General features: G+C 70.7%; 18 protein-coding genes. 5 read left to right on the top strand and 13 right to left on the bottom strand.

From position 1 onward, the window contains the following. The first annotated feature begins 429 nt into the window (after window positions 1-429). The gene (locus OCGS_RS13250; protein WP_007427755.1) at window positions 430-1,434 is read left to right on the top strand and encodes a hypothetical protein; all 1,005 of its coding nucleotides are present in this window, start codon (window positions 430-432) and stop codon (window positions 1,432-1,434) included. On the opposite strand, the gene OCGS_RS13245 is transcribed toward OCGS_RS13250, so the two are convergent. After that, the gene (locus OCGS_RS13245; RefSeq protein WP_007427754.1) at window positions 1,431-2,777 is read right to left on the bottom strand and encodes an oligosaccharide flippase family protein; all 1,347 of its coding nucleotides are present in this window, start codon (window positions 2,775-2,777) and stop codon (window positions 1,431-1,433) included. The genes OCGS_RS13250 and OCGS_RS13245 overlap by 4 nt on opposite strands. 281 nt (window positions 2,778-3,058) lie before the next feature. Between OCGS_RS13245 and OCGS_RS15130 the strand changes: the two genes are divergently transcribed. Next, window positions 3,059-4,585, top strand: a complete 1,527-nt coding sequence (locus OCGS_RS15130; protein WP_007427752.1) for an O-antigen ligase family protein — start codon at window positions 3,059-3,061, stop codon at window positions 4,583-4,585. On the opposite strand, the gene OCGS_RS14890 is transcribed toward OCGS_RS15130, so the two are convergent. The 5 genes from OCGS_RS14890 to OCGS_RS13215 all read right to left on the bottom strand — a co-directional run bounded on the left by OCGS_RS14890 (window position 4,471) and on the right by OCGS_RS13215 (window position 9,693). Then, window positions 4,471-5,427, bottom strand: coding sequence for a sulfotransferase family protein (locus OCGS_RS14890; protein ID WP_156801063.1), 957 nt, complete (start codon window positions 5,425-5,427; stop codon window positions 4,471-4,473). The genes OCGS_RS15130 and OCGS_RS14890 overlap by 115 nt on opposite strands. Continuing rightward, a complete protein-coding gene (locus OCGS_RS13230; protein WP_007427751.1) occupies window positions 5,424-6,440 on the bottom strand; it encodes a glycosyltransferase family 2 protein in 1,017 nt (338 codons plus the stop codon). Before OCGS_RS13230 ends, OCGS_RS14890 begins: the two co-directional genes overlap by 4 nt. Further along, window positions 6,424-7,431, bottom strand: a complete 1,008-nt coding sequence (locus tag OCGS_RS13225; protein ID WP_162136614.1) for a glycosyltransferase — start codon at window positions 7,429-7,431, stop codon at window positions 6,424-6,426. The genes OCGS_RS13230 and OCGS_RS13225 overlap by 17 nt, the downstream gene beginning before the upstream one ends. A gap of 41 nt (window positions 7,432-7,472) precedes the next feature. After that, entirely contained in the window at window positions 7,473-8,312 is an 840-nt protein-coding gene (locus OCGS_RS13220) for a 2OG-Fe(II) oxygenase (RefSeq protein WP_007427749.1), read from the bottom strand. A gap of 133 nt (window positions 8,313-8,445) precedes the next feature. Further along, window positions 8,446-9,693 carry a hypothetical protein gene (locus tag OCGS_RS13215; RefSeq protein ID WP_007427748.1) on the bottom strand — a complete coding sequence of 416 codons (1,248 nt, stop codon included), beginning with the start codon at window positions 9,691-9,693 and terminating at the stop codon, window positions 8,446-8,448. A gap of 163 nt (window positions 9,694-9,856) precedes the next feature. Between OCGS_RS13215 and OCGS_RS13210 the strand changes: the two genes are divergently transcribed. Further along, a complete protein-coding gene (locus tag OCGS_RS13210) occupies window positions 9,857-10,873 on the top strand; it encodes a glycosyltransferase family 2 protein (protein WP_007427747.1) in 1,017 nt (338 codons plus the stop codon). After that, a complete protein-coding gene (locus OCGS_RS13205) occupies window positions 10,870-11,913 on the top strand; it encodes a glycosyltransferase family 4 protein (RefSeq protein ID WP_040611059.1) in 1,044 nt (347 codons plus the stop codon). The genes OCGS_RS13210 and OCGS_RS13205 overlap by 4 nt, the downstream gene beginning before the upstream one ends. Here OCGS_RS13205 and OCGS_RS13200 read toward each other — a convergent pair. The 6 genes from OCGS_RS13200 to OCGS_RS13175 form a co-directional block, all read right to left on the bottom strand. After that, on the bottom strand, window positions 11,850-13,163 hold the full coding sequence (locus OCGS_RS13200; protein WP_007427746.1) for a glycosyltransferase family 4 protein: 1,314 nt from the start codon (window positions 13,161-13,163) through the stop codon (window positions 11,850-11,852). The genes OCGS_RS13205 and OCGS_RS13200 overlap by 64 nt on opposite strands. A gap of 139 nt (window positions 13,164-13,302) precedes the next feature. Continuing rightward, the gene (locus OCGS_RS13195) at window positions 13,303-14,619 is read right to left on the bottom strand and encodes a glycosyltransferase (protein ID WP_007427745.1); all 1,317 of its coding nucleotides are present in this window, start codon (window positions 14,617-14,619) and stop codon (window positions 13,303-13,305) included. A 10-nt stretch (window positions 14,620-14,629) separates the two neighbouring features. Next, entirely contained in the window at window positions 14,630-15,949 is a 1,320-nt protein-coding gene (locus tag OCGS_RS13190; protein ID WP_007427744.1) for a glycosyltransferase, read from the bottom strand. Window positions 15,950-16,059: 110 nt separating this feature from the next. Then, window positions 16,060-17,334: a glycosyltransferase family 4 protein gene (locus OCGS_RS13185; RefSeq protein WP_007427743.1), complete on the bottom strand. Its 1,275-nt coding sequence runs from the start codon at window positions 17,332-17,334 to the stop codon at window positions 16,060-16,062. Continuing rightward, window positions 17,331-18,326 (bottom strand): NAD-dependent epimerase/dehydratase family protein, encoded by a 996-nt coding sequence (locus tag OCGS_RS13180; protein ID WP_007427742.1) that lies wholly within the window; start codon window positions 18,324-18,326, stop codon window positions 17,331-17,333. The genes OCGS_RS13185 and OCGS_RS13180 overlap by 4 nt, the downstream gene beginning before the upstream one ends. After that, a complete protein-coding gene (locus tag OCGS_RS13175) occupies window positions 18,323-19,486 on the bottom strand; it encodes a Gfo/Idh/MocA family protein (RefSeq protein WP_007427741.1) in 1,164 nt (387 codons plus the stop codon). The genes OCGS_RS13180 and OCGS_RS13175 overlap by 4 nt, the downstream gene beginning before the upstream one ends. Before the next feature lie 131 nt (window positions 19,487-19,617). On the opposite strand from OCGS_RS13175, the gene OCGS_RS13170 reads away from it, so the two are divergent. Further along, window positions 19,618-20,427 (top strand): WecB/TagA/CpsF family glycosyltransferase, encoded by an 810-nt coding sequence (locus tag OCGS_RS13170; RefSeq protein ID WP_007427740.1) that lies wholly within the window; start codon window positions 19,618-19,620, stop codon window positions 20,425-20,427. Between the two features lie 101 nt (window positions 20,428-20,528). Here the strand turns inward: OCGS_RS13170 and OCGS_RS13165 are convergent. Next, window positions 20,529-21,665 (bottom strand): acyltransferase family protein (locus OCGS_RS13165; RefSeq protein ID WP_052026194.1); only part of this gene is annotated, 1,137 nt, incomplete at its 5' end.

The raw sequence follows: 21,665 nt of genomic DNA, 5'->3' as shown, positions 1-21,665 counted from the left end.
GGCCGAGATGCTTTGCCATGCCGGACAGATCGGCCGCGACGCGTCGAGGATCGCCGGTCGGGACATCCGGCGCCTGCGCGACGCGGGGCTCAGCATCGCCCTGGCAGCCGCGCTCCGCAACATCCTCAGCCGGTATTTCGACGCGGTCGGCGCGCCGGTCGGCGCGGATTTCCTCGATCCCGACCCGGACCCGCGCCGCAAAATGCCGGTCGGCGGACAACAGTCCCGATCGGGGCGCGGGGGGCATTCCCGATCCGGGGCGCCGCCCGATCCGGCGGAAACCGGCCCGGCGGGGGCGTCCTTGCGCAAAAATCCGCGAATCATCGTTATGTCATAACGACTGTTTCTCCCGCCGCCATTGCCACAACGGCCCGATACCGCTAGCAGAAATACGCGCTATGCGGTAGCAACGCAGGGGGAGTTGGGTCGATGCTACAACCTGAAGCAGACAAGGCGCCGGTCGTCGTCATTTCCGGCCAGGGCCGTTCGGGGTCGAACCGGTTGCTCGACATGGTCGATCTCAGCCCCCTGGTCGTATGCCGCAGCGAACCGGACGAGATTGCGCGCGGCGATTTCGGGTCCGTCGGCGGCAAGCTCTTTCCCGGCGCCTTCGACGGATCCATGCGCCGCGACCTGCTGCGCGCCGTTCCGCGGGCGCGTGCCAGACGCTCGGCCCGCGACCGGCTGAACCGGCTCGACAAGGCGTTCTTCCGTCCCGCCGCGCGCCCGCTGCTCTGGCCGCTGTCGAAGACCCGGATCCGCGCGCTGGCCGGCAGGGCGCGCCTTCTCGATCCGGCGGGCGAATGGACGCTGCCCCCGATCTGCCTCCGGGCGGACAGGCTGGGCCGGGCGGCGCTGGTGCTCAAGCTCAATGCCTGCCCGGTCTGGGCGGCCGCGCTGCACGAGGATGCGGGCGCGCGGGTGGTGCGCAACATCCGCGACCCGTTCGAATACCTCAATTCGTGGTATAACCGCTTCGTTCTGGCCAGATCCCGCCCCGAGGATTTCCGCCGCCATTTCGGCGACGTTCCCCGTATCCTCGCCTATTTCGGCCGCGACGATGCCGACCGGCTGGCCGATCTGTCGCATGAAAGCCTGGTCGAGATCGAGATCTGGCGCTGGCGCTATACCAACGAGTTTCTTCACGACACGCTCGACGGATCGCCGCGCGGCCTGGTCGTGACCTATGCCGGAACGCAGGCCGATCCGGTCGGCACCGCCGAACGCCTTTACGCCTTCGCCGGCCTGCCGATCGACGACCGCATCCGGGACGCGGTGGCGCGGATGCCGAACCGCCTGTTCGCCGGCGGGCACGAGACGCGTCTCGACGAAGGTCCGTGCCGGCGGCTGATCGACCGGGTGCTGGACGGCAGCCCGCTGGCGGACCTGCCCGCCGCCCCCGCGCCCGCCCGGACCGCCCGGACCGCCGCCTAGGGCAGCAGCAGCGCGATCTCGTCCCTGTGCAGCCAGCAGGCCGCCCCGGTCACGAGGAACCCCGCCGCGATCAGCGCCCCGTCGCCCAGGGGATCCCAGGATTTGTAGCGCCGCACGAACAGCGCCATCAGCGGATAGGCCCCCAGCTGCGCCGTCCCGATGGCCAGCGCCGCCCCCGGAATGCCGAAGACCGGCGCCGCCGTCACCAGAACGGCGATCTGGATCAGGGCGGTCGCCACGATCACCAGCATGAAGCGCAGCGAATCGCCCTTGGCCAGCACCGACTGCATCGTGCTGTGCAGCACGACCTGCGGCACGACGGCCATGCTGACCAGCGCCACGATCGGCCCCGCCAGCAGATAGCGGTCGTCGTAAAGCACATCGACCAGGACCGGCCCCGCGAAGGCCATGATCCCCGACAGCGCCAGCGCCCCCGCGGCGACCATCCGCCGGCTGGCGAAGATCTTGGGCCGGTTGGCCGGATCGTCGGCCGGGTGCCGCATCCGGTAAAGCGGGAACACCACCGACCCATAGACCGTCATGGCCAGCATCAGCGGCAGCGTCGCCAGCGCGAAGCCGATCGAATAGATGCCCAGCATCTCGATGTCGATCAGCCGCCCCAGCACCGCCCGGTCGCTCTGGTTGATGAGATAGGTGGCGATGGTGCTGATGAACAGGAACTTGCCCAGCCCGAAGATCTCGCGCAGCGCGTCCCGCTCCAGCCGGAACCGGTTGCGGATGCCGGGCAGGAAGCGGGTATAGACGGCCAGCGCCAGGATCGGCTGGAACACCATGTTCAGGACCAGCGCCCAGACCGAATGCAGCCACCAGGCCATCAGCGCCAGCACGATCAGGCTGATCACCTGGATCGCCAGGTTCAGCGCGCTGTAGCGGCCCAGCCGAAGGTGGCGCTGCGCGCTCAGCACCTTGGTCGGATGCAGCCCCGCGATGACCAGCCCGAAGGCCGCCACCGGCAGAAGCTGCGCCAGCAGCGGTTCGGCGTAGAATTGCGCGGCCGGGACGGCCAGCGCGCAGACCGCCAGCCAGACCACCACCCCGCGCGCCGCCTGAAGCGTCCACGCGGTATTGAGGAAATTGGGCTCGTCGCCACGCGGGTTCTGCATGACCGACACGTGCAGCCCGAAGGTGGTCATCAGCGACAGGCCGGTGACGATGACCTGCACCAGCGCCATCAGGCCGAACGCTTCGGGAAACAGCAGCCGCGTCAGCACCAGGTTCGACACGAAGCGCAGCACATGGCCGCTTCCCGCCAGCCCCAGCGACGCGATCGTGCCGCGCAGCGCCCGCGCCTTGACGCCGTCGCCCGCCAGATGCCGCCTCATCGCGGCACCCGCCCCTGCCGCGCCCTGCAGGATCGGTCGGGGAAGGGAAAGACCGGCATTCCGCATGAATCCGTACTCTTGACGATGGGGGGTGAACGGGTGGAGGATCTTTGCCGGGCGTGTCCTGCTAACTGCTTTGTCCTGGCGCCGCAACATGGCCCGAATGTGGCCTTGGCACGGCCGGACGGGGGGTGCAGACCGGGTGCCGGCTGGACCGGACGCGCGCGATCTGGAACAAGCCCGAACACGTCCGGGGGCACCCCCCTCAAGGAGGCCGCGACATGCCGACCATCGCCCTGCTCGGCTGGCCCCTGGCGATGCTGGCGATCTTCGCCCGCCAGCCGGTGGCCAGCGCGCTGGTCTGGACGGTGATCGTCGGGCACCTGTTCCTGCCCCAGGGCATCGCCTTCGACTTTCCGGGCGTCCCGGCCTTCGACAAGACCAGCATCCCGGCCGTCACGCTGGTGGTGGCGGTGCTGATCTTCGGCCGGCGCGGCCGGCGGGGCGTGCCGGACGCGCCGCCCCTCGTCGATGCCGGGCCGGGGGTCGGGCGGGTGCTGATCTGCCTGGCGCTGCTTCTGGTGGTCTCGCCGCTGCTGACGGTGCTGTCGAACGCGGACGGCGTCAGCGTCGGCGCGCGCTGGCTTCCGGGCTTGCGCATGTGGGACGTGTTCAACGTGTCGGCCGGGCTGCTGGCGCCCATCGTGCCCTTCTTCGTGGCGCGCCGCTATCTGGTCACGGTGGAATCCCACCGCCTGGTGCTGCGGGCGCTGCTGGTCATGGGGCTGGTCTATTCGCTGCTGATCCTGATCGAGATCCGCATGAGCCCGCAGCTCAACGTCTGGATCTACGGCTATTTCCAGCATTCCTTCGCCCAGCATGTGCGGGCGGGCGGCTATCGGCCCATCGTGTTCCTGCCGCACGGGCTGTGGGTGGGGTTCTTCCTGTTCAGCGTCGTCGTCGCCGCCGTGGCGCTGGTGCGCGTCTCGCCCAAGGGGACGACGCGCACGCGGTATGTCTGGGCCGCGCTGTGGATGCTGCTGATCCTGTCGCTCAGCCGCAATCTGGGGGCGATGGCGCTGGCGCTGATGCTGGCGCCGCTGGTGCTGCTGGTGCCGGCGCTGTGGCAGGCGCGGGTGGCGATGGCCGTCTCGCTGGTGGTGCTGTTCTATCCGGCGGTCCGCCAGGCCGGGCTGATCCCGATGGACCGCATCACCCGGATCGCCGCCAGCATTTCGCAGGACCGCGCGCAATCGCTGCAATTCCGCTTCAGGAACGAGGATCAGCTTCTCGAACGCGCGCTCGAACGGCCGGTGGCGGGCTGGGGCGGCTGGGGGCGCAGCCGCGTCTACGACCCCGAGACGGGCAACGACATCTCGACCACCGACGGCTACTGGATCGTGATCCTGGGCACTTCGGGCTGGGTCGGCTACATCGCGCTTCTGGGCCTTCTGACGATGCCGGTCATCGCGTTGCCGCGCACCGCCCGGCGCAAGCCCCTGCCGCCCGAGACGGCGGCGCTGGGGCTGATCATGGCGGGCAATTTCATCTACATGGTGCCCAATTCCACGCTCAGCCCGATCGGCTGGATGATGGCCGGCGCGCTGGCGGGTTTCGCGCAGTTCGACCTCGTCCGCGCCGCCCCCCCCGCCGAGGCGCGGCCGCTGCCCCGCAATGCCGCGCGCGCCCCCCGCTACACCCGGTTCGGCAAATCCGCCCCCGCCCCCGCATCGGCCCCTGCATCGGCATCCGCCCCCGCCAGACGCTCGGGCCGCAGCCCCCACAGGCGCTCCACCTCGACGCCATAGACGTCGCGCAGCCGCAGAAGGTCGGGCGCCAGCAGCCCCAGCAGCAGCCGCTCCTCCTCGGGGTGCAGCGCGAAACGGCCCTCGATCTCGACCCGGCGGTGCAGCCCGGCGCGGATCGCCCGGCGCAGCCTTTCGGGCAGCAGCCGCCGGCCCAGCGGCATCAGCGGCGTGCGCGCCAGCCGGTCCCAGCCCCGCACCATCTGCATCCGCCCCGTCCGCGCCCGGTTGGCCTGCGGCAGCGCGTCTGCCAGGGGCGGCGGCTCCAGCCCCAGAAACGTCCAGATCCCCGCCATGACCCGCGCCGGATCCGTCTGCAGATCCTCCAGCGCCACCAGATGCATTTCGCCCGCCGCCCAGAGATCCGCATAGACGTCGATCTGCGCGGCATAGCGCGCCACCGCCAGCGACGGCAGCGACACGCCGCTGTCCAGCCCGTGATCGGCGCGCGGCGACGGGATCTGCCCCACTTCCTTGCCGGTCACCTGCGTGTGGCGGGCATGCGACTCGATCCGCCGCAGCGGGTGGCGCATGATGTAGATCAGCCGGAACGCCGCGTCCGGATGCGCGGCCATGCGCGCCCGCACCCCGTCCGCGAAGGGCGCCTTGGTATAGTCGGTGCTGGCCTCCAGCCGCCAGTCGTGGCGCGCGGGATCGAACCCGAACAGCCCCTCGTACCAGTCGGCCCCCCGCGCGGCCACGTCATCGAAGGCGAAATAGCCCGGCTCCTTGGGGCGCGCCGCCGCGATCCGCGGATGCGCCGCCAGCAGCGAGAACAGCGTCGTCGTGCCCGACTTCATCGCGCCGACGATCAGCACGTGGCGGCGCGGGGCCGGGCCCGTCACTTGTATTCGATCAGCGCGGTGCGCCGGCCCCGGCGGCGGTTCAGGCGATAGTCCAGCACGCCGCGCGCCGCCGCGACATTGCCCGCCATCGTCAGCGCGGCGTGCTGCCAGGCCTCGGTCCCGCCGCCCGCGCGCCGCGCCATCCGCGCGATCTGCGCGGGATAGGCCAGCGCCGGCGCCAGCCCCCAGGGGCCCAGGACCGGCAGCGCCGCCGCGATCCCCAGCGGCAGCGCCAGCCCCCACAGGATCGCGCGCCGCTGGCCCGCCACGCCGTCGCGTTCGGGCGGCTGCCCGTGCAGCGCGGCCCGTTCGGCATAGGCATGTCCGCCCCGCCGCGCGCGGCGCCAGAACTGCCCGAACCGCGTCATCGCCGCGTCGTGCAGCGCCATCTCGGCGTCCAGCCGCCAGATCCGCCAGCCATCGGCGCGCAGCCGCACGCAAAGCTCGGGCTCCTCCCCGGCGATCAGGCGTTCGTCGAAACCGCCCACGCGGTCCAGCGCCGCCATCCGCATCGTCGCGATGCCGCCGCAATTGCGCGCCGGGCCGGCCGGCAGATCCCATTCGGCATCGCACATCCGGTTATAGACCGACGCCTCGGGAAAGCGTTCGCGCAGCCGCCCCGCCACCACGGCCACCTGCGGATGCGCGGCCATGAACGCCCGCGCTCGCGGGATCCAGTCCGGGTGCAGCATGCAGTCGCCGTCGATGAACTGGACCAGATCCGGCGCGTCCGGCCCCGCCCGCAGGGCCGCCAGCCCCGCATTGCGCGCCCGCGCCGCGGTGAAGGGCCGCGTCATGTCCAGCTCGACCACCCGCGTTCCGGCGGCGCGGGCCGCGGCGACCGATCCGTCGGTCGATCCCGAATCGACATAGACGCTGCGCGCCCGCATCCCTTCGGGCAGCGCGTCCAGACAGGCCACCAGCCGCGCGCCCTCGTTGCGGCCGATGACGACCGCCCCGACGATAGGGCCGATGGGGCCGTCCGCCCCGTCCCGGTCATCCCTTGTGGTCATCGCTCACCGAATCCGCGCGCAGCCCCAAGGCCGGGCCCATCGCATGGGCCCAGAAATCCCCGAAGAACCGCTCGATGCGGGGGGGGTCGCGCCGGGCCAGCCGCGACAGGACGTGATTGCCCGCCATGCCCGCCATCAGCGCCAGCCCCGCCAGGATCGCCCCGCCCCGTCCGTGGTTCTTGGTGTAGTAATGCCGCCACGACCGATAGCGATAGGCCGGCCGCCGCGCCCGGACGGGCCGCCCCGACCCGGTCGCCGCGCCCTCGACATGGACGATGCGCGCGCGTGGCACATGGCGCGCGGTCCAGCCCAGCCGCGCGCCCTGCCGCATCAGATCGACCTCTTCGTAGTAAAGAAAGAAGGCCGGATCGAAATGGCCGATCTCGCGCAGCGCCTGCATGCGGATCAGCACCGCCGCCCCCGTCACCCAGTCCACCCGCCCCTCGGGATGGTCGGGCGGCAGCGGCACGAGGCGCGACCGGCAGGCCCGCGCCACCGGCCCGAAGCCGAGCGCCTGCGCGAACTCTCCCAGGGCGGAAGGAAAGCGGAAGGCCGCGGTGACGGGAACGCCCTCGGGCGACAGGACGCCCGCCCCGGCGAAGCCCAGGCGCGGATCGGCCTCAAGGCTGGCGGCGAGGATGTCGATCGCCTCGTTCTCCAGCCGCGCATCGGGGTTGAGAAGGAACACCGCGTCGGGCGGCGCGTCCCCCGCCGCCAGGGCCTGCGACACCAGGTTGTTGGCGCGGCCGAAGCCGTGATTGACCGTCTGCGGCCACAGCGTGACGCGCGCCCCCCAGCCATGCGCCTCGTGCGCGGCCGCCAGCGCCGCCGCGTCGCCGCCGGGCGAGGCGTTGTCGACGACATGCACCGCGACGTCGCGGCCGCCATGATGGCGCGCCAGCACGCTTTGCACCGCGGCGATCGTCAGATCGGCGGTGCCGTAATTCACGACGATCGCCGCGATCCGCTGCATGGGGCTGTCCTGGGGCATGTCCATCCGTCTTGCCGTCGCGGGCCGTCGCGGGGCTCGCGTCAAAGCCCCAGTCGGCGCAGCGGCCCGGCCAGCCGGCGATAGAGGATCGGCGGCAGGATGTCCCGTGTCATCGCCCGCCGCGCGCCTGCCCGGTCGGCCTGGTCCACGGTGCCGGGGCGCGGCTTGAACAGCGTCGAATGCTCCTTGCGCGATTCGTCCCAGGTCGCGGTGTAGTAATAGAGCGCGATCGAGAAGCGATGCTCGCCTTCGGGGTGGTTCACCGGCTCGGGGTTGCCGTGGAACGTGTCCGACCCGGTGGAAAAGCAGACCATGCGGTTGTAGGTCGGCACGAAGCTGGCCTCCTTGCGGGTCATCTGCTTGTCCCACACCTCGAACGAGCCGCCCCATTCCTCGCGCCATTCGGGGTTGAGGTAGATCAGCACGTTCAGCCGGCGTTCCAGCTTCATCTGGCCGTGCAGGTTGAAATCGGCGTGGATGTCCAGATGCCCGCCATTGGCGACCCGGTGGATCCCCGCGCCGATGAAGTAGGGATCGGGGATCAGCCCCTTGATGCCGGTCAGCTCCTCCAGAAACAGGATGAAGGGCCGCGAATTGAAGGCCTGGAACAGGTGGCGCGTGTAATCGGGCAGCCGTTCGGGATTGTAGGAGGTCTTCAGCCGTTCGCGCGCATTGTCGAAGGCGCTTTCGGCACCGGGCAGTTCGCGCAGGTCGGCGCGCACCCGCCGCAGCACCGCGTCGGGCAGGAAATCGTCGATGCAGATATGGTTGTAGGGCCGGGCCGACTGATAGGCCGCGGCCAGCGGCCGCGCCGCGGCCCGCGCGGTCTCGGTGTCGATCGTCAGGGCTTCGACATCGAGCGGATAGGTGGGGGATGTCATGGGGAACCTCGACGGATGAAAGGACGCTCATGGTAGGGCCGGCGCGCTGTTTTGGCAACGCGGCGGGCATGGCGGATGCGGTTCGGCGGCGGGTTCGCTCCTACGGGATTCTTACGCGAATCTCATGGAAATCTCATGGCGTTCGGGGCGCTTTCGCGGCCCCCGTGGTTGCCGCCGCCCCCGTGGTTGCCGCCCCCGTCGCTCCCGTCCCCGTCGCGACCCCGAAATCGCGCAGCGCCGCACTCAGCCGGGCGGGATCGCGCCATCCGGCCCGCAGGTCCGATCCCGGCGGGGCGGGGTTGGTGCCCGGATAGCGCACCGGCCCGCCCGCCAGCGCGGCGCCGATGGCGGGCCGCAGGTCGGTGCGGGTCAGCGCGGGAAAATCCCCTTCTGTCCAGACGCTTGCGGTGCGCGGCCCGTGATAGGCCGATACCCACAGGCAATCGGTGATCGACCGCAGGAACCCCATATGCGCGCCCTGGCCCACCGCGCCCCGGTTCCAGATCGCGGCGCGGAAATCGGCCATCACGGCACGGTCCACCGGCCCCGCGGCCCAGCCCGGCAGATGCCGCGCCCCGCGCTTCCAGACCTTGCGCGCCAGCTTGACGCCCCTGTCCCGCCGCGCACTGTAGGACCGCCAGTAATCGGTCAGGAACGCATCGGCGAACTGGCCTTTCCAGAACACCGCCTCGTGCCCCAGACCGTCGGCGATGGCGGCCAGATGCGGCGTCCATTTCCAGTTGCGCATGTCGACCAGGGTGCAGGCCTCGGCGATCTCGCGCGCGCGCATCGCGTCGTCCGGCGGATCGTCGCGCAGTTCGCGCACCTCGAATCCCAGGGCGTTGTCGCGTACGAAATCGCGCACCAGCGGCAGGTTCGGCTCGGCGCTCAGCACCAGGACGGGGTTTTTCCAGGGGATCAGCAGCAGGTTCAGGCTGTCGCGGCCGCCGCACAGGATGACGTTGGCGCGCCCCGGATTGGCGGCCTCGATCGCGGCGGCGTCGGCCGTCATGGCGGCGGCGATGTCGCGCACGAAGGCGTCCGGGTCGCGCCGCGTGCGGGGCAGCGGCGGCGGGCCGCCCAGCCGCACGATGTCGCGGTCGATGAAGGGCGCGGGCCGGCTGACATCGTTGCCCCGCCGGTCCAGATCGCGCAACGCGGTCGGATCGGGGTCGAGATGCCCCTTGGCCATCAGCAGCGGCAGCGGCGAATAGGAATGAAGGTCGCCCCAGCGATAGACCGGATAGAAGAAGGGCGGATTGGCGACATTGTCCGCCCGGACCAGCGGCGCGCCGTGGCGCTGCCAGAAGGCCGCGCAATCCAGCGTGCCGACCGTTTCGGGCGGTCGGGCCACGCGGGCGCGGAATGCGGTGTCGGTCATGGCGGCGCGGTCCCGTGGCGTCGTTACGGTTGCGCAGGCTATAGGTGAAAAGACAACAGGCGGTAAATCGCGTGCATTTACCTCGAAGGCCGTCCACAGGGCCGTTGAAGCGTCGCGCCGTTCCGGTCTAGGCAGACGCATTCCGCCCCAGCCGAGGCCCGCCTTGCCCGATTTCCCCATCGCCCCCGGCCGCCGCTATGCGCTGGTCACGCCCTGCCGGAACGAGGCGGACTATATGCGTCGCACGCTGGATTCGGTCGCGGCCCAGACGGTGCGCCCCGCGCTTTGGGTGATCGTGGACGACGGCTCGACCGACGCCACGCCGCGCATCCTGGCCGAATACGCGGCGCGCCACGACTGGATCCGCGTGGTGGCCAAGCCCGACCGCGGCCACCGCGCCGTCGGTCCCGGCGTGATCGAGGCGTTCTATGCCGGGTTCGATCACGTCGATACCGATGCCGTCGACTATATCTGCAAGCTCGACCTCGATCTGGACCTGCCGGCGGGATATTTCGCCGGGCTGATGGACCGGATGGCCGCCGATCCGCGCATCGGCACCGCGTCGGGCAAGCCCTGGTTCCGGCCGGGCGGGGCGGCGCAAGGCGGCTCGGCCCCCCGCGACGCGGCGGACGCCATCGTCACAAGCGGCATGATTTCCGAAAAATGCGGCGACGAGATGTCGGTCGGCATGACCAAGTTCTACCGCACCGACTGCTTCGCCGAGATCGGCGGCTTCGTGCGCGAGGTGATGTGGGACGCCATCGACTGCCACAAGGCGCGGCAACTGGGCTGGATCGCCTGTTCGTGGGACGCGCCCGATCTGGCGTTCGAGCATCTGCGCCCCATGGGATCGAGCCAGTCCGGCGTGCTGACGGGGCGCGCGCGGCACGGGTTCGGACAGTATTACATGCGGTCCGATTTCGCGTTCTTCACCGCCTCGTGCCTCTTTCGGATGGCGCATCCGCCTTACGTCCTGGGCGGGCTGGCCAGCTGGTGGGGCTATGTGAAGGCCTGGATGCTGCGCCGTCCGCAGATGGAGGATGACGCGCTTGCCGCCTTCATCCGCGCCTATCAGCGCCGCGCGCTGGCGGTGGGCAAGGCGCGCGCCACGTCCGAGATCGTCGCGGCGCGCGCGCCCGTCTGGCAGGCTCGCCCGGCCAGGACGGGCGCCGGGGCATGAGCGCGGCCCCGCTGCGGGTTCTGGTCGTCTCGGCGCTGTCGGAACGTTGGACATGGCTGTCGCGGCATTTCGATCCCGCCCGGTTCCGCTGGACCTTCCTGACCTGCGGCGAAGGCACGGGCCGGGCGGCCCTGATGCGGCTGTCCCTGCGCGCCGCCCGCGCCGCGCGCGGGCACGATGTGGTGGCGACGCACGGGCCCTGGACCGCGCTGTTCGTCGCGGCCGCCTTGCGCGCCCTGCGGGTGCGCAGGCCGCATCTGGCCTTCACCTTCAACCACGGCAACGGCATCTTCTTTCGCGGCCCCTTTCTGGCGCTGGCCCGCCGGGTGCTGCCCGCCACCGATCTTTTCGTCACCCATTCCCGTCACGAACGCGGCCTGCTGTCGCGGAAATACGGCATCCCGGTCGAACGGATCGCGTTCACGCATTGGGCCGTGGCGCCCCCGCCCCAACGGCCCGCACCCGACTACCTGCCCCAGGGGCCGTTCGTCTGCTGCATCGGGCGCAACAACCGCGACCTGCCGACCTTCATCGAAGCCGTGCGCCTGGCCCGGATCCCGGCGGTGCTGATCTGCGGGGCGGGGCAGGCCGACGGGCTGGATCTGCCGCCCGGCCTTGTCCTGCGCAGCGATGTGCCGTTCGACGAATGCGATGCCGTTCTGGACCGCGCGCTGGCATCGGTCGTGCCGCTGATCGACGATTCCACCGGCGCGGGCCATATGACGGTGGTGACGTCGCTGCATTACGGTACGCCCGTCATCGGCACGCAGGGTCCGATCCTGTCGGACTATGTCATCGACGGCGAAACCGGGCTGACGGTGCCGCGCGGATCGCCGCAGGCCCTGGCCGACGCCATCGCGGCCTTGCGCGACGATCCCGCGCGCCGGGCCGCCCTGTCGGGGTCGTGCCGCGCCTTCGCGGCGGCGCATCTGTCGCAGGATTGCGCGATCGCGTTTCTGGACAAGGTGCTGGCGCGCTACGATCCAGCCGGCAACGACAGGTCGGGCGGCCCGTCCGCGCGGCCCGTCACCCAGTCGTAGACGCGACCGATCTGGCGCGCCTTGGCGGCCCAGGTGAACCGCGCGGCGACGTGATCGCGGGCGCGCGCGCCGGTGGCGGCCAGCCCGTCCGGGTCATCCGCCAGCCGGTCCAGCGCCGTGCCCAGATCGGCGACGATGCGCTGCCGCGGCCCCAGCGGCACGGTATAGCCCAGCCCCGGCCGGACCAGTTCGCCCGGACCGGCATAATCCACCACCAGCGGCGGGATCCCCAGCGCCATCGCCTCGAGCACGACGCCGCCGCCGAATTCGCGGATCGACGGAAACGCCATCAGATCGCAGCCCGTCATCGCGTCCTGCACCAGCCGGTGATCCAGCCAGCCGTGGAACGTCACCGCCTCGGCGATCCCCAGCGTGCCGGCCTGCGCCTTCAGCCCCGCCAGCATCGGGCCGTCGCCGATCAGATCCAGCGTCATGCGCCCCCCGCGCAGCAGCGGGGCCGCCGCCTGCAGCAGCATGTCGGGGCCCTTGTAGGGCACCATCCGGCCCACGAAGCAGGCGCGCATGGGCCGGCCCGCGCGCATCCCCGCCCCCGGATCCGCGCGCCGCGAAAAGCGCGCGGGATCGACCGCGTTCTCGGGCAGATAGAGCGTGCGGGCGCGGTGGCGGGCGGGGATCTCGGCTTCGGTATGGCGCGACCCGACCAGGATCGCCGCCGAGGCGGCCAGCGTCCCCGCGCGGCCCGGCAGGATTTTATAGACGCCCCGCACATAGGACAGCCATTCGCGTTCGCGCCGCCTTTCGCCGTCGAAGCCCGCGGGCCAGGGCACGCCGCCATTCAGCGGGCCCAGCACGAAGGGCACGCCCGCCGCCGCCACGCGCGGCGCGACGAAGCTGGACTTGGTGGGGCTGAGGGGGGTCACGCGATGCACCACGTCCCATTCGCGCGCCGCGATCCGGGCACCGGAGACGCGCCAGGCCAGCCGTTCGAACCAGGCATGGGATATGGCGCCGATGGCCTGCCCGGTCGTCCAGCCCTTGCCGGATCCCATGCTGACCGCCCTGCTCAGCCGGTGCATCGGCCGGGCCACGGCCTCGGAATCGATGGCGTTGAAATCGCGCCCCTCGACCAGACCGGCCTCGAGGAAGGCGGCGCGGTTGCGGATCTGGGTGACGACATGCACATTGGCCACATCCGCCAGCGCCCGCGCGATCGACCATCCGACCAGCGGCACGCTGACCATGTCGGGATTGGCGGCCTCGGCGAGCAGAAGAACCCTGTGGCGCGGCATCTGCATCGTCCGTCGCCCTCGAGGCCGCGCAAGATGGCTTGCGTCGCGAAACCCTTGCCGAACCGGATCGCATGCTGTTCGGCAGGTGGCAACCCGAGATTGAGAAGGGCCGGATGCCCTTCGTGGCGGCAGAAAGGCGTCAGGTCCGCGCGTAAGGGGCAGGCAGCGCTTCGCCGGCCAGGACCGCTTCGTAGATCTCGGCCGTCAGATCGGCCTTGCGCGCCCAGAGATAGCGGTCGCGGGCATGATCGGCGGCGGCGCGGCGCCTGGCCCGTTCCGCCGGGGTTCCATGACGCTCGGCGGCCTGCTCCATCCGGTGCCGGAAGGACGTCACCAGATCTTCCAGCGGCGCCATCGGCACCTTGACGCCGCGATCCGGCGCCACCAGATCGGCCGGCCCGCCGTAATCCACGACGATGCACAGCATGCCGCAGGCCATCGCCTCGACCACGACGCCCGCCCCCAGTTCGCGGATCGACGGAAACACGAACACGTCCGCGCCGCGCATCTTTTCGGCCACCCCGGCCTGATCGAGACGGCCCTCGAAAATCACCCGGTCCGCGGCGCCCGCCTGCTCGACCATCCGTTGCAGCCGGGGCAGTTCGGGGCCGTCGCCCACGACATGCAGCACCGCATCGCCCAGATGCGGCGATCCGACGAAGGCGCGCACCGCGACCTCGGGCAGCTTGTAGGGCACCAGCCGCCCGGCGAACAGGAACCGCAGCGGCCCTTCGCCCGCGGATTCCGTATCGGCGGGGGGATGGAAGATCGCGTCGTCATAGCCGACTTCGGGAAACATCACGATCCGGTCCGGCGGCACCGCGTCCAGATCGTCGATCGTATGCCGGAAAGCGGCCAGCACGGCGGCAGATCGGGCGAAGGTGCGCCGGGCGAAGGGCATGTATCTGTAAAGCGCGCGCAACCGGCGAAGACTTTCGCGTTCGCGTTTCTGCTCGGCGGCGAAGGCCTTCGGCCAGTCGAGATTGCCGTTGAGTGGACCCAGCACGAACGGCCGCCCGCCCCGCCCCGCCATGTAGCTGGGCATCGTCGGCGACATCGGCGTGATCCGGTGGACAATATCGAAGGACCGGCCGCGCAGCGCTTCGCGGAACCGCTTCCAGACCTGCCGTTCGAATTCGACATAGGACGGATAGGCCATGATCATCCCCGTCGACCAGGCCACATCGGTCCCGCCGCGCAGAACCCGCGACAGCCGGTGCAGCGGCGCGGCGATGTATTCGGTGTCGATGAAGACGAACGACAAGGGCGCGCCCGGCACGGCCTCTCCGGCATCGGGGTGCAGCTTGAGGATGTTGGGGCGGTTGCGCACCTGAGTCGCCACGACCACATCGCAGACCCGCGACAGCGCGACGGCATATTTGTAGCCCACCACCGGCAACGAGGGCCATTCGGGGTTGCAGTCCGAAGCGAGGATCAGGATGCGGCGGCGGGTCATGCCGCCGACGTTACCGGCAGGATGCCTCGGGCCGCAATCCCTGGGGCAATCCGCCTTGCAAGCTTCCCTCGACAAGCCGGGCAAGCCACGCGGCCTCGCGATCTGCGTCGAAATCCCGTGCCACCCTGGCGCGGCCCGCCTGCCCCATCCGCGCGCGCAAGGCCGGATCGTCCAGAAGCCGCGCGATGCGGTCCGTCAGCGTGTCGGTATCGCCGGGCGGCACCAGGTATCCCGAAACCCCTTCCTCGACCAGTTCGGGCACGCCCGCGACCTGCGGACCGATCACCGGCAGGCCCGCGGCCATCGCCTCCATCAGCACGACGGGCACGCCTTCGGCGAAGGACGGCAGAACGAAGATGTCGGTTTGCGCCAGCCGCCCGGCCACCGCGTCCTGCCCCAGATAGCCGGTGAACGTCACCGCATCCGCGATCCCCAGATCGCGGGCATATCCTTCCAGCGTCGCGCGTTCGGGGCCGTCGCCCGCCAGCGTCAGATGCGCGTCGGGATGGCCGGCGCGCAGCGCGGCGAACGCGTCGAGCAAGACCGCCACGCCCTTCACCCTTGCCAGCCGCCCGACGAACAGCAGCCGCTGGCCCGGCGCCCCGCGCGGCGCGTCGTAAAGGCCGGGCGCCACTCCGCAATGCACGATCCGCAGCTTCGGCCAGTCCTTGCGCGCGGCGAAGATCATTACCTGCGCACGGGCGAAATGGCTGATGCAGGCGACGAAGGCCGCCCCGGCCACCTTGGCGCCCAAGGCGTTTTCGTGCGGATTGAAGAACTCGGTCGGTCCGTGGACGGTAAAGCTGTAGGGCGGTCCCCCCAGCGCCCGCGCCAGCATCGCCACGCTGGTCGCGTTGGACGAAAAATGCGCATGCAGATGCATGACCCCGTCGGCCGCCGCCGCCCGGCGCAGGACGATCGCCTCGGCCAGATAGGCCATCTGCCGCACCGGGCCGCCGCCCGCCCGCATCAGCCGCAGCGCGCAACCGAAGGCGCGCGCCATGCCGCGCGGATTGGCGGCGGTTTCCGACAGAACGGCGCGCAGCATGTCGCGCCGGGGGCCGGTCAGCAGATAGCGGGTCAGCCCGCGTTCGCGCCGGTCGCCGTCATCCACCAGATCGTCGGTCCAGTGCCGGATGGCATAGCGGCGCACGGTCGCGCCCATAGCCTCGATCGCGCGGATCTCGCGCCCGATGAAGGTGGTGCTGACCAGCGGATAGGTGTTCATCACATAGCCGACGGTCAGACCGGCCCCGGCCGCGACGGGCCGTTCCGCGACATCGTTGCCGACCAGTGCCGTGGCGTCTTGCAGGATATACTGGCCGTCCATCGCATCCCCCGGACCTGGCGGCGAACCGGCCACCCGAATGCGGTCCGTATAGCCCCGCCGGTCGCGGCGTGGCAAAGAAATAGCGTATAAAACTTATTGTTATCAGATGTTTAATGACTAGCGGTCGGGGTTTCGCCCCCGCCTTGCGCCGGCCGCAATCCCTGGGGCAATCCGCCTTGCAAGCTTCCCTCGACAAGCCGGGCAAGCCACGCGGCCTCGCGATCTGCGTCGAAATCCCGTGCCACCCTGGCGCGGCCCGCCTGCCCCATCCGCGCGCGCAAGGCCGGATCGTCCAGAAGCCGCGCGATGCGGTCCGTCAGCGTGTCGGTATCGCCGGGCGGCACCAGGTATCCCGAAACCCCTTCCTCGACCAGTTCGGGCACGCCCGCGACCTGCGGACCGATCACCGGCAGGCCCGCGGCCATCGCCTCCATCAGCACGACGGGCACGCCTTCGGCGAAGGACGGCAGAACGAAGATGTCGGTTTGCGCCAGCCGCCCGGCCACCGCGTCCTGCCCCAGATAGCCGGTGAACGTCACCGCATCCGCGATCCCCAGATCGCGCGCCCGTCTTTCCAGCCCGGCCCGCTCGGCCCCGTCGCCGACCAGCGTCAGGTGCAGTCCGGGGCGGTCGGCATGCAGCCGCGCCACCGCGTCCAGCAGCAGCGCCACGCCCTTGATCGCCGCCAGCCGCCCGACGAACAGCAGCCGCTGGCCCGGCGCCCCGCGCGGCGCGTCGTAAAGGCCGGGTGCCACCCCGCAATGCACGATCCGCATCCGGTCCCAATGGACGGGATCGGCAAAGACCATGCCCTGCGCGCGGGCGTAATGGCTGATGCAGGCGACGAAGGCGGCGCGGGCGATCTTTTCGTCGATGCGCCAGTGTTCGGGGGCGAAGAACTCCATCGGGCCGTGCATCGTATAGCTGAAGGGCAGGCCCGCCATCTCGGCCGCCAGCATCGCCACCGAACAGCTGGAATTGCCGAAATGGTTGTGCAGATGCACCGCGCCCCTGTCGCGCAGCCGCTGCGCCAGCACCCCCGCCTCGAGGAAATAGAACGCCTGCCAGAGCGCCGCCTTCATCCCCGGCGGCCGGGTGCGCCAGGCCAGCCGCAGGGCCGACAGCCAGCGCCGGCCCATCATCGCCCCATGCGCGCGCAGCAGGTGCAGCGGACGCTTGGCGGCGGGCTGGATCCGGAAGGTGGCGGCATGTTCGGCGCGCTGTTCGGGGCCGACATGGTGATGGGCCGCGGTGGGGCGGACGGAATGGGTCAGCACCTCGATCCCCAGCGCGCGCAGGCCCGCCACCTCGCGCTGGATGAAGGTGTCGGTGGCGCGGGGATACTCGCCGGTCAGATAGGCGACCGGACCCGGTATTCGCGTCATGCGCCGCGCATCCTTGCGGCGAAATCCCCGCCGGCCGCCAGTCCCAGACGGTCCTGCGCGCGCGCGGCGCTGTAACGCAGCGGGCGGAACCGCGCGGCCAGCGTCGCCTCGCGCAGGCCGGTGGGGATGCGACGGCCGAAAGCGGGCCAGAGATCGCCCGCCAGATCGAGCGCGCGCGCGCCCTTCATCAGCGGCCCCGGCGGCAGGCGCAGCACGCGCCGATGCCCCGCCGCCGCCAGCCAGTCCGATTGCGCGGGCGGATCGGGATCGACCAGGTTGACGATGCGGATCCGGCCCCCGCCCGACAGGACCGGCAGATCGTCGGGCCAGCCCGCATCGCTGGCGAAGGCGGCCGCGACCAGGCCCGCCGCGCAGGTCTCCACATGGATGGCGGGCACCGGCACGTCGCCGCCCGGACAGACGACCCGCGCACCCCGGCGCCAGCCCAGCCGTGCCGTCCAGGTCCGTCCCGGCCCCCAGATCGCCCCCGGCCGCATGATCCACAAATCCAGCCCGCCGGTCTGCGCGCGGGCGATGGCCAGCCCTTCCTGCGCGATCTTGGCGCGAGCATAGGCGTCGCGGTGCCGCGGGTCGCGATCCACGGGCGACGTTTCGTCCAGCGTGGCGCCCGCCGGCATCCCCGTCACCGCATAGACCGAAAACGACGAGACCAGCACCAGCCGCGCGCCTTGCGGCAGGGCATCGAGCAGCGCATCGGTCGCTTGCAGCGTATCGCGGGCATGGGCCGCATCGCCGCCCGATCCGGCGGCGGCATGGATCACCACATCCGCCCCGCGAAGGGCCGCCGCCGCGTCGCCCCCGCCCGCCAGATCGGCCGCATGCACCGAAAGGCCGCCATCGTCCCGCCAGTCCGGCAGGATCGCGCCGTCGCGGCGGACCAGCGCCGTCACCTCGTGCCCCGCGGCGCGCGCCGCCCTGACCGCGGCGCGGCCCAGAAAGCCGCCTGCCCCGGTGATGGCGATCCGGCTCATGCCGCGAACCCCGCGATGGGCGCGAACCGCGTCACCGGCGCATAGGGCATCCGGTCGAGCCGGCCCTCGAACCCCGCATCCGCCCCCGAGGGATGGGTGGCGAAATGGCAGGCCAGCGTCACCTCGGCGATATGGGCGGCGAAATCGGCGCCGGTCAGCGGCGCGCGCCCTTCCCGCAGGGCCTGGCCCATATCGGCCACCGCGCGGCAGAAATCGCGCACCTGCGATCCGCGATAGCGCGCGATGCGCTCGCCGCCGCCCATCAGCCGCACCCGCCGCCCCACCGGATCGAGGAACCGGCGGCGGCGCAGGCGGCGATAGCGGCGCAGGCGGATGGCCGAGGCGTCGCTGCGCGGATCGGCGACCTCGACCGTGCCCTCGTCGCCGTAGAATGTCAGCCGGTGGTCGTGGCGCGCGTAAAGGCCGTTGGTCATCCGCGCGACGACGCCGTTCTCGAACCGCAGCACGGCCACCGACAGATCCGGCGCGGATGGCAGGGCGATGCCGGGGATCTTGTCGGGCATCAGTTCCTCGGCATGGGCGGTCAGCCGCGTCACCGGACCGAACATCGCGCAGAGCCAGCTCAATACATAGCCCGCATGCTCGACCGTGCAGCCGGTGGCGTATTCGTCCACCGCGGGCCAGGCCATGCCCGCCTCGTTCACCCAGCGATGGACGGGCGCGCGCGGCACCATCCCGTCCTCCATCTCGGCATGGACCAGACGGATGCGGCCGGCCGTCCCCGCGGCCAGCGTCCGGTGCAGCGTGCGCGCCACCGGCCCCAGCAGCGTGCAGGGCGCGGATACCAGATGCAGCCCCCTGGCCTGCGACAGCGCGGCGAGCGCGCGCGCCTGGTCCAGCCGCATCGCCAACGGCTTTTCGGTATAGACGTGCTTGCCCGCCTCCAGAAGGGCGCGGGTGGTGGCGTAATGTTCGGACGGGTTGGTGAGATTCAGAACGATGGACGGGCGCGGATCGGACAGCAGCGCGTCCAGATCGGGATAGGCGTCCGCCCCCGTCAGCCGCGCCATCGTCTCGCAGCGCGACCGTTCGCGGTCATGGACGCCCACCAGCGTCAGGTCGGGATGCCCCTCCAGCGTCAGGCGGTACATATTGGCGACATAGCCGCAGCCCAGCATGGCGATACGGGTCCGCCCCATCCGTTTCTCCGGTCAGAAGATCGACCCGCAAGAGGCCACGGGCGGACCCTTACCCCGTTCCGGCGCGGCATGTATAGGGAACCCGCCATCCCGCCCGATCTCGCTTGATTCCGACCGACCCGGAGACCGACTTGGCCGACATCATCCGCTTCGGCGGCCCCCCGACAAACAGCCAGCCCGATACGCAGGCCGATACGCAGGTCGAGGCGGGCACCGTGCGCATCACCCATCCGGGTCGCGCCGCGCTGCTGGACGACATCGCCGCGCATCTGCACGACGGGCGCGGCTTCACGCTGGCGACGCTGAACCTCGACCATGCGGTCAAGCTGGACCGCGATCCGGCCTTCCGCGCGGCCTATGCCGCGCACAGCCATGTCGTGGCCGACGGCAATCCGGTCGTGTGGCTGTCGCGGCTGGCCGGACGGCGGGTCGAGCTGATCCCCGGATCGGAACTGATCGCACCGCTTTGCGCCGTCGCCGCCCAAGCGGGCGCGCCCGTGGCCCTGCTGGGCGCGACCGAGGCCACGCTGGCGCGGGCCGCCGACGCGCTGGAAGCCGCGCATGAAGGATTGCGGATCGTCTGCCGCATCGCGCCGCCGATGGGGTTCGATCCCGCGGGCGCCGGGGCGGACGCGGCCATCGACCGGATCGGCGCGTCGGGGGCGGCGCTTTGCCTGCTGGCGCTCGGCGCCCCGAAGCAGGAGATCTTCGCCGTCCATGCCGCGGCCCGGCTGCCGGGATGCGGGTTCGTGTCGATCGGCGCGGGGCTCGACTTCATCGCCGGCAGCCAGATCCGCGCACCGGCCTGGACGCGGGCCGTGGCGATGGAATGGGCCTGGCGGATGGCCCGCGATCCGGGCCGGCTGGCGGGCCGCTATGCCGCGTGTTTCGGAACGCTGCCGCGCCTGACCCTGTCGGCCCTGCGGGCAAGGCGCGGCTGAGCGGACGGCGGCCTTTCGGCCCGCATGACGCAATCGGACCCTACGCGCGCGCCTTCATCCTTGTTCTTAAAAGTCATCCGTAACCGGTTGATCTGGCTATATCATGCCGCGCGGACCAGCCCCACCGGCCGGCGCTTCAACCGCAGGAACGCCTGTTCGAACGTGCGGAAGCTGACCTCGGAGATGGCGATGGTGACAAGGGTATAGACGACGAACACCGCCCAGTCCGCGGCCAGCCCCGCCTGCGGCGTCGTTCCCAGCGCCACGTTCGTCACATGCAGCCCGATCAGGTGATAGAGATAGATGCCATAGCTGATCTCGCCCACGCGGGCGACGGGCCGGAAGGCCAGCACGGGGCGCAGTACATGATCCTCGCGGATCACGATGCTGGCCAGGCACGCCGCCATCGACAGATGCATCACCAGGTTCGGCCAGCCGATCAGGTTGCCCGGCAGGATCTGCCACAGCACCAGCAGCAGCCCGAACGTGGCCAGCGGGGCGGCGCGATGGCCCAGAACGCGCGCCAGAACGGCATATCCGCGTGCGTCGTCCAGCAGGATCGCCAGCGCGGACCCGATGAGGATCGGCGCGTAAGTGGCGTTGAACATGTAGAAAACCAGCGGCCCCACCGATACCGCGCGGATGCCCAGCGGCGCCAGCGATCCGGTGACGGCCAGAAGGCACAGCACCACGCCCAGAACCAGGGCAGGCAGCACCCACCGCCGCGGCAGCACCAGCAACAGCAGCGGCCAGACCAGATAATACTGTTCCTCGACCGACAGCGACCATGTCGGCGCCAGCAGGGGAATGTCGCCGATCAGGAAGTTCGACAGAAAGAGATAGTAAAAAGGAAGGAATTCAAGGTACTGCATTTCCTTCTTCACGCCGATGTAATAGGCGGCGACCGCCGTGACGATCAGGAAGTAAAGCGGAACGATCCTCAGGAACCGCCGCCAGTAGAAGCCCCGCAGCGAAAACCGCCCCTTCGCACGCCGTTCGCGCACCAGCAGCGTCGTGATCAAAAAGCCGCTGAGAACGAAGAAGAAATCGACGCCGGCAAAGCCCCGTGTCAGGATCAGCGCCGGATCCGCCAGCCCGGTCCAGACGGGCGCGTGATGCCAGAGCACCGCCATGATGCAAAGGAAGCGCAGCCCGTCGAGGCTGCCGAACCTGCGGGTGGCGTGATAGGCTGCAAAGCCCCCTTCGGACCGTTCTGCCATGTCGTGCATGAGGATCCC

Origin of the sequence: Oceaniovalibus guishaninsula JLT2003 (genome assembly GCF_000299575.1) — a bacterium.
Classification (GTDB): Bacteria; Pseudomonadota; Alphaproteobacteria; order Rhodobacterales; family Rhodobacteraceae; genus Palleronia; species Palleronia guishaninsula.
The sequence above is the reverse complement of the archived record's forward strand: the minus strand, read 5'-3'. Positions and strand labels throughout refer to the sequence as shown.

What these genes read in the sequence shown, in the direction of transcription:
- OCGS_RS13215 (WP_007427748.1), bottom strand. Translation starts at nt 9,693, where the DNA reads ATGACCGACACCGCATTCCGCGCCCGCGTGGCCCGACCGCCCGAAACG.
- OCGS_RS15130 (WP_007427752.1), top strand. Translation starts at nt 3,059, where the DNA reads ATGCCGACCATCGCCCTGCTCGGCTGGCCCCTGGCGATGCTGGCGATC.
- OCGS_RS13180 (WP_007427742.1), bottom strand. Translation starts at nt 18,326, where the DNA reads ATGAGCCGGATCGCCATCACCGGGGCAGGCGGCTTTCTGGGCCGCGCC.
- OCGS_RS13250 (WP_007427755.1), top strand. Translation starts at nt 430, where the DNA reads ATGCTACAACCTGAAGCAGACAAGGCGCCGGTCGTCGTCATTTCCGGC.
- OCGS_RS13230 (WP_007427751.1), bottom strand. Translation starts at nt 6,440, where the DNA reads ATGACCACAAGGGATGACCGGGACGGGGCGGACGGCCCCATCGGCCCT.
- OCGS_RS13205 (WP_040611059.1), top strand. Translation starts at nt 10,870, where the DNA reads ATGAGCGCGGCCCCGCTGCGGGTTCTGGTCGTCTCGGCGCTGTCGGAA.
- OCGS_RS13175 (WP_007427741.1), bottom strand. Translation starts at nt 19,486, where the DNA reads ATGGGGCGGACCCGTATCGCCATGCTGGGCTGCGGCTATGTCGCCAAT.
- OCGS_RS13245 (WP_007427754.1), bottom strand. Translation starts at nt 2,777, where the DNA reads ATGAGGCGGCATCTGGCGGGCGACGGCGTCAAGGCGCGGGCGCTGCGC.
- OCGS_RS13190 (WP_007427744.1), bottom strand. Translation starts at nt 15,949, where the DNA reads ATGGACGGCCAGTATATCCTGCAAGACGCCACGGCACTGGTCGGCAAC.
- OCGS_RS13195 (WP_007427745.1), bottom strand. Translation starts at nt 14,619, where the DNA reads ATGACCCGCCGCCGCATCCTGATCCTCGCTTCGGACTGCAACCCCGAA.
- OCGS_RS13200 (WP_007427746.1), bottom strand. Translation starts at nt 13,163, where the DNA reads ATGCCGCGCCACAGGGTTCTTCTGCTCGCCGAGGCCGCCAATCCCGAC.
- OCGS_RS13185 (WP_007427743.1), bottom strand. Translation starts at nt 17,334, where the DNA reads ATGACGCGAATACCGGGTCCGGTCGCCTATCTGACCGGCGAGTATCCC.
- OCGS_RS13220 (WP_007427749.1), bottom strand. Translation starts at nt 8,312, where the DNA reads ATGACATCCCCCACCTATCCGCTCGATGTCGAAGCCCTGACGATCGAC.
- OCGS_RS13225 (WP_162136614.1), bottom strand. Translation starts at nt 7,431, where the DNA reads ATGCCCCAGGACAGCCCCATGCAGCGGATCGCGGCGATCGTCGTGAAT.